Below are 12379 nucleotides of genomic sequence, written 5' to 3'. Positions count from 1 at the left end.
AGAGACTGAGGTGGGCTATTTCCCCCACAAACGGCGGGAATTGTCTTCGATCTTGCCGCTTAAACGACGCTTTTGCATCGTTCTGGTCCAACTTTTTGATAACCCGGCAGCCGACAGTAAACGGTGATATTGCGAATCATCAAACGGCATATGCCAGGCGATAGCAATTGCCTCCCGCACGCTGACGTCGCTCACGCGTGACGCCAGGATCAACGGCGCATCTGCAGATACCAGCCCTGCCGCGATGACGCTGCACAGCCAGCCCGTCTTACCTGCATCCTGCATCTGGCAGGCCATATCACTGATGCCAAAATGGAAATTCAACTTAAAGCACGGCGAGCGCGGCTGTGTGACCTGAATCAACGCCTCTCCCCACTGGAAAATGTCACCAATATACACATTCTCTTCAGTCAGCCCCTCAGTAGAGAGGTTCTCACCAAACGCGGGCGCGACAAATAGCTCCGCCTGCTCCGGAAACGCTTGTCTCCAGTGCTGATAGTGTTCACGCGGATAGTGACACAGCGCGCGATCCGGCCCGCCATGAATTTTCGCTTCCGCCTGTTCATCTCCCGTCAGCCCCAGTTCGGTCAGCATCAGCTCACCGTCAATCTGGACTTTAGCAATCGCGCTTGGACGGCTTCCCGTGTAGTCCCGAACTTTGCCCGTAAAAACATCGACCGGATATCGCATCTGTTCCCTCTCCCGATAAATTTCCCCCATTACACCACATTTATTTTACCCCAGTCGCTCAAAATGAGAGCACGGTTCACATGAAACTTAGGGACACATGCTATCAATGTAAGCTGGTTTTGAAACATCATTTCAAATAAGGAGTCGACAACGTGACTGGTCAATCGCAATTTGCTGGCGTCTGGTGTCCTTCCATTACGCCAATGGACAATGACGGTAAGATCGATCTCAACGGTCTAAGCCAGCATCTCAAACGCCTTACCGAGGCCAAAATCGACGTGATTTTGCTGATGGGCAGCATCGGAGAATTTGCTTCCTTTACGCTCGAAGAAAGGCTGTTGCTGATCCGCGAGGCCCGCGCCATGAGCTCGCTGAAGATGGTCGCCAACGTCTCATCCACCTGCCAGAATGATGTATTGTTGATGGCGCAGGAAGCGTATCGCTCAGGTTACGATGCCGTGATGATCCTGCCGCCCTACTACTACGGACAAACGGCGAAACAGCTGCTGAGCTACTTCCGTCAGTTGGGGCAGAAACTCAGCGGCAAATGGTTTGCCTATAACTTCCCGGCACGCACCGGCTGCGATTTAACCCCCGAGCTGGTTGCCTCCCTCGCCGCTGAGTTCCCGAATTTCGCTGGTATCAAAGACACCGTCGACTGCCAGTCTCATACTCGCAGTATGATTCAGACCACCCGCGCCGTGCGGGAGGATTTTGCCGTGCTGTCCGGCTACGACGAATACTATATTCCCAACCTGTTGGCAGGTGGCGCAGGGATTATTTCAGGGTTGAACAACGTCATGCCGGAACTGTTTGTCAGCGCGCGGGAAGCGTTTAAACAGGGCGACCTGGCAGCGCTTCGCGATATTCAGGACCAGATTGGCACCTATATGTCCATCTATGCCATCGGCGAAGATTTTGTCACCACCATCAAAACCGTGGTATCGCGTAAGTTTGGCTATTGCTCCGGCGTGTCACGTAATGCCGGTGGAGAGTTGAACGAGAGTGAGTGTAGAACAATCGATGAGGTGTTTGTCGTCAAAGGGTAAATAATTAAGCCGGATGGTGCAGACCATCCGGCTTAAGAGACTTACTTCACGGTGCCACGAAGATCAATTTCTGCCGCCCTTGCTTTGGCCCTTTTCGACCAGATAGACGTGATAATCGGCACCAGAATGGAGGTCACAATCACCGACGTGGCGACCAGGGAAGTTGCTGCCGGTGCCATCGGTTTAAATGCCGGAACCATTTCAGCAATCAGCACAGGCGTAGCAACCGCCGCCCCCGCAGAACTGGAAGCCGCAATCCCCGCCGTACCATCGCCACCACCAATCAGTTTATCGGCGATAATCAATGGAATACCAGTGATGATAATCACTGCCACGCCCAGCAAAATACCCAGCACGCCGGTCTGAGCAATCACGCTCAAATCAATAGTGTTACCTAATGCGAAGGCAAAGAACGGGATCAGTGTCTGCACCGCTTTGCTGAAGAACTCCCGCAGTTCAGGGTCCAGATTCCCCAGCGCAAAGCCAATCAGGAACGGCAATACTGCGCCAACAAATACGTGCGGTTCAAACGACGCGATCCCTGCAGTTCCCAGAATCACCATGGTCATCAGCGGGCCAGACTCCAGCGACATAAGGACAAACGCCCCAGCCTCTTCTTTGGTGCCGTACTGCTGCATAATCGAGGCATACAACCCGCCGTTGGTCATATCCATGGCGGCCACCAGCGCCAGCGTAGACAACCCAGCGAAGAATCCGACCTCTACGCCATGTTCCGGCAGAATGCGTGAGGCAATCGCTGCAACCACCCACGCCACCAGAATCTTGGTTATGACTAACGTACCTGATTTACGCAGCACGGTGCCGGTGGCGCTTAGCTTGATCGACGCCCCCATGCAAAAGAACCAGACCGCCAGGATAGGTACCGTACCGGTGATCATACCGTTGGTAAAGGAGCCGAAGTATTTCCCGGCGCCGGGGGAAAAGGTGTGACACAACGCGCCCAGGAAAAGCGGCACCAGCATCATACCGCCTGGGATTTTCTCTATCGTACGTTTGATCTGCATTTCCATCACCTGTAGACATAAAAATGGGGCAATTTTTATGGGCGATTGCATCTTGCTTTGAGATGCGCCCGTCTTGATGAAAAGAAGATAGACATTCATAGAGACTATAAAAGTGATCTCACTCGCATAATAAAACCTTGTTTCAATTTAAGTGGATCATTGTTTTTATATTGAGTTTGATCACAAAAAAACCCCACAAGCATCGCTTGCAGGGCTTCGTTAAAGCATAGAACTTATTTTTTTGCTGCGAAACGCGCGGCAGCTTCGTCCCAGTTCACGACGTTCCAGAACTCTTTGATGTAGTCCGGGCGACGGTTCTGGAATTTCAGGTAGTAAGCGTGTTCCCAAACATCCAGGCCCACGATTGGGAAACCGGAAGCGCCAGAGATAGCTTCACCCATCAGCGGGGAATCCTGGTTGGCGGTGGAAACAACAGCCAGTTTGTCACCTTTCAGCACCAGCCACGCCCAGCCGGAGCCAAAGCGGGTTGCCGCTGCTTTTTCAAATTCAGCTTTGAAGTTGTCAACGGAGCCGAAGTCACGTTCGATAGCCGCTTTCAGGTCACCCTGCAGCGTAGTACCGGTTTTCAGGCCTTTCCAGAACAGGCTGTGGTTAGCGTGACCGCCCGCGTTGTTACGCAGTACGGTTTTCTTGTCTGCTGGCAGTTGATCCAGTTTGGTGATCAGCTCTTCAGCGGACAGGCTGGCGAATTCTGGCAGGCTTTCCAGCGCAGCGTTCGCGTTGTTTACGTAAGCCTGGTGGTGTTTGGTATGGTGGATTTCCATCGTCTGCTTATCGAAGTGCGGTTCAAGGGCATCATAAGCGTACGGCAGGGGTGGCAGTGTATAACTCATAATCATCTCCAGTATTGTCGGGCGGCCTGTGTTAACGCCGCGTAAGCAGTTGGGTCATTATAGTTAATTAAATGATATTGAAAATGATTATCAATGCCGTACTTTTTACAAGGTTTTAATAGCGCATGTTGATTGCTAAAGATGTGAACCAAATCACCCAGTTAACGTGATGATTGCCAACATGCGCAAAATGGCGGCAATCGTTAAAAGGTTAACACCCTGCGTAATTTTTAAACTCGTTTGGTCGGAGGGGTCATTACCGACGATAAAAAATAACGAGGATTAAGTCATGAGTAACGCGATTACGATGGGTATCTTTTGGCATTTGATAGGCGCAGCCAGTGCCGCCTGTTTCTATGCCCCGTTCAAGCAGGTCAAACATTGGTCATGGGAAACGATGTGGTCGGTGGGCGGGATCGTCTCCTGGCTTATCCTTCCGTGGACGATCAGCGCGATGTTACTTCCCAATTTCTGGGCCTATTTCAGCTCCTTCAGCCTTTCCACACTGGCCCCGGTATTTCTTTTCGGCGCGATGTGGGGGATTGGCAATATCAACTATGGTCTGACCATGCGCTATCTCGGTATGTCGATGGGGATCGGCATTGCGATTGGTATCACGCTGATTGTCGGTACGCTGATGACCCCAATTATCAATGGCAACTTTGACGTGCTGATCAACACCTCCGGCGGACGCATGACGCTGCTTGGCGTGCTGGTCGCACTGATTGGCGTGGGCATTGTGACCCGTGCGGGTCAATTAAAAGAACGCAAAATGGGCATCAAAGCCGAAGAGTTCAACCTGAAAAAAGGGTTGGTTCTGGCGGTCATGTGCGGCATTTTCTCCGCCGGGATGTCATTTGCGATGAACGCCGCGAAACCGATGCACGATGCCGCCGCCGCATTGGGTGTGGACCCGCTGTATGTCGCCCTGCCTAGCTATGTGGTTATCATGGGCGGCGGCGCGTTAGTCAACCTGGGCTTTTGCTTCATTCGTCTGGCAAAAGTGAAAAACTTGTCGATAAAAGCCGATTTTTCGCTAGCCAAACCACTGATTATCACCAACGTGCTGCTGTCTGCGCTTGGTGGCCTGATGTGGTATTTGCAATTCTTCTTCTACGCCTGGGGCCACGCGCGAATTCCGGCTCAATATGATTATGTAAGCTGGATGCTGCACATGAGCTTCTATGTTCTGTGCGGCGGGATTGTCGGGCTGGTGCTGAAAGAGTGGAAAAACGCGGGTCGCCGTCCGGTCAGTGTGCTAAGCCTTGGCTGCGTGGTGATCATTGTCGCGGCAAACATTGTTGGTCTGGGAATGGCCAGCTAAGCATGTTGGTTGCTGAGATGACGCCACTGGCTGGGCGTCATCTATCGTTAGTTTGATACACACAAATTTTTATTTGCCAGATTAATTTTTTAATAGGTAGTACGGTGATTCCATTCATCGGTATAGATGATATTACCATCGCAATGCTTCCAGGTGATTTTCTCGTAGCGAAGCAGTACCGTTTCAAGATGTGTACCTGTTGATGAGCCGGGATACAAATCAGGCGTGATGGACGTAAGCTTTACGTTGTGAAGAATGATGTTGAAATATTCCTTTTCAATCCCTGCTTCATTAATTGAGTACATTTTGATCGTCGCTGATTTGAGCGTAGCTCCGGTACTTAATGCTCTGTACAAAAAAGGTGTAACCCGGTCGAATTCTTTTTGAAACATGATGGGTGCATGAATTCGCGTACCCGTTAGACGCCCTGTATTACTATCAACCGGGATATTGACGTTGTGAGTCAGTGACTTTATTTCAATAGCTCCGACACGTCCGACAACCAGAGATGAGCCTGACATAGGAGAACCATTTTCATCTGTTAGCCACAAATAAGCTGGGTTAGACATTTAAACTCCTTTTATTTAAACTTGGTGAATCGTGAAGTCAATCGGGGAAACAACCACATCAGAATAATAAGTGTAATTAATGTTAGCAATAAACAACATTTAGGGAACAGATGAACCCATAATAAACCAAAGCCTATTACCAGAACTGGAAACACTACACCTTCTAATAAAAGTGTTATCAAACTCTTAAACACTAAAATTCCCCTGTAAAAAATCAGCTAAGTCATCAAGATTTGAGAAGAGTTGAGACTTTGCTCTGCTAATCATTTTGGAAATTGCTGGTTCAACAAAATAATAGAGCATTTCAAGCTTTGCCTGATATAAAATCCAATAATAATCTGAGTCTATTGCTTTTAGATGACGGGTAGCAAGCGCACACTTTTGTTGAACGCCGAAAAACTGAAGCACGAATACTGCTTGTGGTAGCTTTGCAGATAGACGTTCAACAATGATTTTAGACATGAAACCAGACTGAGACAGCGCAAGAGAAGCCGCGGAAGCAAAAGCGTACCTGGTCCCTCCTGCAATATTCATATGAGAGGCTATTGCTGACATTTTTCTGATTAACTGACGCGCCGAACCTTCTGGATTACCTTCATCAACATCATCACTTATCATTTTGAAGTACAAATAGAGCATATATGCAATTACATCACGATATCTATATATAGACTCTATGGAATAGAGTGTTCTTATTTCTTCAGTCTTTAACTCCTGACAAACATCATTGTATTGCGGTATAAAGCATGATGAATACCAACTAGCTCGCTCCATACCCGAATATATATCTGAAGCAACTCCCCGGGCTGACTGCAAAACTCCACCAACCGCATTCTGAGTGGTTAGCGCCAACTGTCTATCATTCTGAAACTTTACCCTTAAGTAATCAGATGCTTTCATAAAATATTTTTACGATCAGTGATAATTAAATAACAACATACTCCTGAGATTTGTACAGAAAAAGAGGCGTTATTCCTATTTATATTCTATCAATCTTGATAATCATTATGGGGATTTCATTTACTAATGGTATGCACTACCAGATCTTACCGTCCTGAAATTCGACACTACCAAAGTAATTGCGATTATATACCATCTTCACAATAGATAATTATCTCCTATACTCGATGTACTGAGATGACGCCACTGGCTCGGCGTCATCCCGGTTTCGCGCGTGAACACCACCGAAAAGTAGTTACTGTCCTCAAAGCCGCAGCGCATAGAAATCTCACTAATCATCAACCGACTATGTTTGAGCAGATACTGCGCATGGCAAACCCGCACCTGGCGGAGATACTGGTTGATGGTCATGCCGGTCTGGCTGCGAAACTGCTGGCGCAAAACGCGCTCGCTGCACCGTTCGCGCTCGCAAAACTTATTCAGTTCGAACGCATGCTCATGGCTACCGGCTAACGCGGTGATCAGTTTATCCAGCAACGTTTCGCTCGACGTCGCCGGAAGCGTATCCGTTGCATAACGATGCCGCTTAAGGTGGGTCACCAGTTGCCCGAACAGCAGCTCAGCCATGGTAAAAGCCTGCGCATCACGTTGATTACTTTCATGCTCAAGCTGGCTTATCACCTGTCTGACCTGGCTCATGCCAACGCTACCGAGTCGCCAGTGCGGGTGCCTTGGCGCACCATCAAATCCGGGGATCGCCCCTTGCCAGTCAACATTCAGCGTCAACCGCTCCGGACAGTAGATGATATTTTGCAGCACAAGGTCGTTAACGGAAGTGTAGGAGTGTTTATCTTCGGCGCGAATGTAAAACAGATCGCCACGGGTTATCCGGTACGGGCGATCGTTAAGGACATGCAGGCCATTACCGCGCCAGACCAGAACCAGCTCGCAAAACTCATGGGTATGCTCAGCAAAGACATCCTGCGGATAACGATCGGCTACGGCGACAGCCTGCTGCTCATGCGCAAAAAAGTCTGATTTCAGAAGGACCAGATGGTTCGCCATCACAATATTCCCTGCCGGGTGGCGGCTACGTGTCACGTAATCTGTAGGCCGGATAAGGCGTAGCCGCCATCCGGCGTTAAGGGACATGATTATCTGAGATTCGGCGATAAAAAACGTTGATAGCTTTCGCGTTACTGGAGGCTGCTTGCCACAACGAGATCGCGCCCCTGACGAATATCGCGTGGCGACCACTTGAACTCACGGCGAAAAAGCGTCGAAAAGTGGTTACTGTCGCCGAATCCGCAGAGATAAGCGATGTCTGTCACGCTATCATCACTGTGACGAAGCAGATGCCGAGCCTTGATCAGCCGCAAGCGGTTAAGGTAGCGCTGCGGCGTCAATCCGGTTTGCTGTTTGAGCTGGCGATGCAGAGTACGCAAAGAGAGGGAAAACTTCTCGGCCAGCGCCTCCCAACATACCTCGTCGGCAAAGTTATCTTCCAGCCACGCCATCAGGAGGTTAAGCCGCGCGTCGTTATCGGTCGCTGCTTCCATCAGGCTGCTTTTACGCAGCAGCACCAGCAGCTGCATAAACAGGATCTCGCGATTTGCCGCCGTTGGTGTATCCATCCCCTCACCGAGCGCCTCCATCTGCCCCACCAGTTGTCGAACCTGCTGCAACACACCCTGATTCACCCGCCAGTGCGAAGGATACTGCCCATTCTGTTCCTGAGGTAAAAGCTGATTCAGCCCAGCCAGAAATTGAAACGCATCCGGGGAGCGATACAACACATTGGTCAGGCACAGATTGTCAGTATGTTCATATAAATGCCGGTCATGATCGCGAACGAAACACACCGTACCGCCGCTGATGGTGTAAGGCTGTCCGTTGAACACATGGATCCCCGTTCCATGTTCGACCACCACAATTTCATGAAAATCATGATGATGTTCTGGAAACGCAGGTTGAGGAAGCCGCGGTTCAATAGCCACTGGCGCTTTACCTGTCGGAAAAAAATCCACGCAATGCAATATCGTCATGATGACATCCTTCCCGATCAAATGAACATGGCTGAATAGTAATTAAGGGTTATCACCCTCACCTTAAATTTTTGACGCCAAAGTGCGTAAACACGGTCAATTCTTCAAGAAATGGCGGGAAAGATCGGGAATTGCGGAAGACGTCACATCCGCTAAAACCGACCCTATTAATAGAAATTGTGAACAGCATCACGTTCACCTTTGCCATGTTGCCAGCCGCTAATTGTGGCTGTCACTGTCAAGAAGGTACGCGTTATCTGGGGTTCTTAGACTGAGTGCAATAAAACTCAGAAGGACCTCGCTATGACTTTTCGCCATTGTGTCGCAGTCGATCTCGGCGCATCCAGTGGGCGCGTAATGCTGGCGCGTTACGACAGTGAACACCGCACCCTGACGCTGCGTGAAATCCACCGCTTCGTGAACTGCCTGCAAAAAACAGACGGTTTTGACACCTGGGACATCGACAGCCTGGAAAACGATATTCGTCTTGGCCTGAAAAAAGTCTGCGATGAAGGCATTCGGATAGACAGCATCGGCATTGATACCTGGGGCGTGGATTACGTTCTGATCGATAACGTCGGTCAACGTGTCGGTCTGCCGGTCTCTTACCGTGATAGCCGCACGACCGGCATTATGGCGCAAGCGATGGCGCAACCGGGTAAAGGTGAAATTTACCGCCGTAGCGGCATTCAGTTTCTGCCCTTTAACACCCTGTATCAGTTGCGTGCGCTGGTTGAACAACAGCCAGAACTGCTCCCGCAGGTGGCCCATGCCCTACTGATCCCCGACTACTTCAGCTTTCGCCTGACCGGTGAAATGAACTGGGAATACACCAATGCCACCACCACCCAGTTAGTCAATATCAATACCGACGACTGGGATGACACTCTGCTGGCGTGGACCGGAGCAGACAAAGCCTGGTTTGGTCGTCCGACGCATCCGGGGAACGTAATTGGTCACTGGATTTGCCCGCAGAAAAATCAAATTCCGGTCGTAGCCGTCGCCAGTCACGACACGGCCAGCGCGGTCATAGCTTCTCCGCTGGCCGACAAAAACAGCGCCTATCTCTCTTCCGGGACCTGGTCGCTGATGGGCTTTGAGAGCAGAACGCCGTATACCAACGATGCGGCACTGGCGGCGAATATCACCAACGAAGGCGGCGCGGAAGGGCGCTACCGTGTCCTGAAAAATATTATGGGGCTGTGGCTGCTCCAGCGCGTATTAAAAGAGCGCCAGATTTCCGACCTGCCAACGCTTATCAGCCAAACGCAAGCGCTGCCGGCCTGTCAATTCCTGATAAACCCGAACGATGATCGCTTTATCAACCCCGACGATATGAGTGCAGAAATTCAGGCAGCATGCCGTGAATCAGGCCAACCCGTACCCCTGCAAAACGCCGAACTGGCGCGCTGTATCTTCGACAGCCTGGCGTTGCTGTACGCCGACATCCTGCAAGAGCTGGCACAACTGCGTGGTGCAGCATTTAGCCAACTGCACATTGTCGGTGGCGGCTGCCAGAACACCTTACTGAACCAGTTGTGTGCAGATGCCTGCGGTATACGCGTGATGTCCGGGCCAATTGAGGCCTCCACGCTCGGCAATATTGGCATCCAGCTGATGACGCTGGACGAGCTGAACAACGTTGATGATTTCCGTCAGGTGGTGCGCGCCAACTACGAACTGACCACCTTCATTCCCAATCCTGAAAGTGAAATTGCCCGCTACCAGGCGCAGTTTCAATCACTACGACAGACAAAGGAGCATTGCGCATGACCACTCAACTTGAACAAGCCTGGGAACTGGCAAAACTGCGTTTCGCCGCGGTAGGCATTGATGTCGAGGCGGCCTTACGCCAGCTCGATCGTCTGCCGGTCTCCATGCACTGCTGGCAGGGCGATGATGTCGCCGGTTTCGAAAATCCGGAAGGCTCGCTCACTGGCGGTATTCAGGCTACCGGTAACTATCCGGGTAAAGCGCGTAACGCCACCGAACTGCGGGCCGATCTGGAGCAGGCGCTGAGCCTGATTCCGGGTCCAAAACGTCTGAATTTGCACGCGATCTATCTGGAATCTGATACGCCGGTTGCCCGCGACCAAATCAAACCTGAGCACTTTAAAAACTGGGTAGAGTGGGCGAAAGCGAACCAGTTAGGACTGGATTTCAACCCATCCTGCTTCTCACACCCGCTGAGCGCCGACGGTTTCACGCTGGCCCACGCCGATGACACCATTCGCCAGTTCTGGATCGATCACTGTAAAGCCAGCCGTCGCGTCTCGGCGTATTTTGGCGAGCAGTTGGGTACGCCATCAGTGATGAACATCTGGATCCCGGATGGCATGAAAGACATCACCGTTGATCGTTTAGCGCCGCGCCAGCGTCTGCTGGACGCGCTGGACGAAGTGATCAGCGAGAAACTAGACCCGGCGCACCATATCGATGCCGTCGAAAGCAAGCTGTTTGGCATCGGTGCGGAAAGCTACACCGTGGGCTCTAACGAGTTCTACATGGGTTACGCCACCAGTCGCCAGACGGCGCTGTGTCTGGATGCGGGTCACTTCCATCCGACCGAAGTGATTTCCGACAAAATCTCCGCCGCCATGCTGTACGTGCCGCGCCTGCTGCTGCATGTCAGCCGTCCAGTGCGTTGGGACAGCGATCACGTGGTACTGCTGGATGATGAAACGCAGGCGATTGCCAGCGAGATCGTCCGCCACAACCTGTTTGACCGCGTACACATCGGCCTCGACTTCTTCGACGCCTCCATTAACCGCATCGCCGCATGGGTGATCGGTACCCGCAATATGAAAAAAGCCCTGCTGCGCGCGCTGTTAGAACCAACCGAGCAACTGCGCCAGCTCGAAGCCAGCGGCGACTACACCGCACGCCTGGCCCTGCTGGAAGAGCAAAAATCGCTGCCGTGGCAGGCCGTCTGGGAGATGTATTGCCAGCGTCACGACACGCCAGCGGGCAGCCAGTGGCTGGACAGCGTGCGCACTTATGAAAAAGAGATTTTGAGCAAACGTAGCTAACCGTGACACCAGGCTTGTAGGCCCGATAACGTTCGGGCAATAAACAGGAACACCGAACATGCAAAACATTACTACTTCCTGGTTCGTCCAGGGGATGATCAAAGCCACTTCTGATGCGTGGCTGAAAGGCTGGGACGAGCGTAACGGCGGTAACCTGACGCTGCGTCTTGATGAAGCAGATATCGCGCCATTTAGCGCCGATTTCCACGAAAAACCACGCTATATCGCGCTGAGTCAGCCGATGCCGCTGCTGGCGAATACGCCGTTTATCGTCACCGGTTCGGGGAAATTTTTCCGCAACGTCCAGCTCGATCCAGCAGCCAATTTGGGCGTGGTGAAAATCGACAGCGACGGTGCGGGCTACCACATCCTCTGGGGCCTGAATCACGAGGCTGTACCGACCTCTGAACTGCCGGCTCACTTCCTCTCTCACTGCGAACGCATTAAAGCGACGAACGGTAAAGACCGCGTGATCATGCACTGCCATGCCACCAACCTGATCGCTCTGACCTACGTGCTGGAAAACAACACCGCGCTGATTACCCGCAAGCTGTGGGAAGGCAGCACCGAGTGCCTGGTGGTGTTCCCGGATGGCGTTGGCATTCTGCCGTGGATGGTGCCAGGTACAGATGAAATTGGTCAGGCGACCGCCGAGGAAATGCAGAAACACTCGCTGGTACTGTGGCCATTCCACGGCGTGTTCGGCAGTGGACCCACCCTCGATGAAGCATTCGGTTTGATCGATACCGCAGAGAAATCTGCAGAAGTTTTAGTCAAAATCTATTCGATGGGCGGTATGAAGCAGACCATTACGCGTGAAGAGCTGATCGCACTTGGCAAACGCTTCGGCGTGACGCCGCTGGCCAGCGCACTGGCATTGTAAGGAGAATAATG

Annotated in this window: 12 protein-coding genes; 5 read left to right on the top strand and 7 right to left on the bottom strand. The window is 51.6% G+C overall.

The window, feature by feature from the left end; genetic code table 11:
• Positions 1 to 15: 15 nt before the first annotated feature.
• Complete coding sequence (gene yiiM / locus OGV71_RS09510; protein ID WP_046671344.1) at positions 16 to 690, bottom strand: 6-hydroxyaminopurine reductase; 675 nt, start codon at positions 688 to 690, stop codon at positions 16 to 18.
• Between the two features lie 152 nt (positions 691 to 842).
• Between yiiM and OGV71_RS09505 the strand changes: the two genes are divergently transcribed.
• Complete coding sequence (locus OGV71_RS09505; protein WP_048234205.1) at positions 843 to 1739, top strand: dihydrodipicolinate synthase family protein; 897 nt, start codon at positions 843 to 845, stop codon at positions 1737 to 1739.
• Between the two features lie 41 nt (positions 1740 to 1780).
• Here the strand turns inward: OGV71_RS09505 and kdgT are convergent, their stop codons facing one another.
• Positions 1781 to 2764, bottom strand: a complete 984-nt coding sequence (gene kdgT, locus OGV71_RS09500; protein WP_003028743.1) for a 2-keto-3-deoxygluconate transporter — start codon at positions 2762 to 2764, stop codon at positions 1781 to 1783.
• Between the two features lie 233 nt (positions 2765 to 2997).
• Positions 2998 to 3618, bottom strand: a complete 621-nt coding sequence (sodA, locus tag OGV71_RS09495; protein ID WP_204583120.1) for a superoxide dismutase [Mn] — start codon at positions 3616 to 3618, stop codon at positions 2998 to 3000.
• A 289-nt stretch (positions 3619 to 3907) separates the two neighbouring features.
• Between sodA and rhaT the strand changes: the two genes are divergently transcribed.
• Entirely contained in the window at positions 3908 to 4942 is a 1035-nt protein-coding gene (gene rhaT, locus OGV71_RS09490) for an L-rhamnose/proton symporter RhaT (protein ID WP_003840477.1), read from the top strand.
• An 89-nt stretch (positions 4943 to 5031) separates the two neighbouring features.
• Here the strand turns inward: rhaT and OGV71_RS09485 are convergent, their stop codons facing one another.
• From OGV71_RS09485 to rhaS, 4 genes are all read right to left on the bottom strand, one after another.
• Complete coding sequence (locus OGV71_RS09485) at positions 5032 to 5511, bottom strand: Hcp family type VI secretion system effector (protein WP_101741964.1); 480 nt, start codon at positions 5509 to 5511, stop codon at positions 5032 to 5034.
• 186 nt (positions 5512 to 5697) lie between these two features.
• A complete protein-coding gene (locus OGV71_RS09480; RefSeq protein ID WP_286533128.1) occupies positions 5698 to 6411 on the bottom strand; it encodes a hypothetical protein in 714 nt (237 codons plus the stop codon).
• Between the two features lie 198 nt (positions 6412 to 6609).
• Entirely contained in the window at positions 6610 to 7476 is an 867-nt protein-coding gene (gene rhaR, locus OGV71_RS09475; protein ID WP_286533126.1) for an HTH-type transcriptional activator RhaR, read from the bottom strand.
• 131 nt (positions 7477 to 7607) lie between these two features.
• A complete protein-coding gene (rhaS, locus tag OGV71_RS09470; RefSeq protein ID WP_003840473.1) occupies positions 7608 to 8456 on the bottom strand; it encodes an HTH-type transcriptional activator RhaS in 849 nt (282 codons plus the stop codon).
• A 303-nt stretch (positions 8457 to 8759) separates the two neighbouring features.
• Here rhaS and rhaB point away from each other — a divergent pair, with 303 nt between their 5' ends.
• The 3 genes from rhaB to rhaD are packed head-to-tail and all read left to right on the top strand — an operon-like array spanning position 8760 to position 12368.
• Complete coding sequence (gene rhaB / locus OGV71_RS09465; RefSeq protein WP_204583122.1) at positions 8760 to 10229, top strand: rhamnulokinase; 1470 nt, start codon at positions 8760 to 8762, stop codon at positions 10227 to 10229.
• The gene (rhaA, locus tag OGV71_RS09460; protein WP_003028731.1) at positions 10226 to 11485 is read left to right on the top strand and encodes an L-rhamnose isomerase; all 1260 of its coding nucleotides are present in this window, start codon (positions 10226 to 10228) and stop codon (positions 11483 to 11485) included. The genes rhaB and rhaA overlap by 4 nt, the downstream gene beginning before the upstream one ends.
• 58 nt (positions 11486 to 11543) lie before the next feature.
• Complete coding sequence (rhaD, locus tag OGV71_RS09455) at positions 11544 to 12368, top strand: rhamnulose-1-phosphate aldolase (RefSeq protein ID WP_032950687.1); 825 nt, start codon at positions 11544 to 11546, stop codon at positions 12366 to 12368.
• Positions 12369 to 12379 lie beyond the last annotated feature (11 nt).

Origin of the sequence: Citrobacter sp. Cf088, assembly GCF_030334295.1 — a bacterium.
GTDB lineage: Bacteria > Pseudomonadota > Gammaproteobacteria > Enterobacterales > Enterobacteriaceae > Citrobacter > Citrobacter freundii.
The sequence above is the reverse complement of the archived record's forward strand: the minus strand, read 5'-3'. Positions and strand labels throughout refer to the sequence as shown.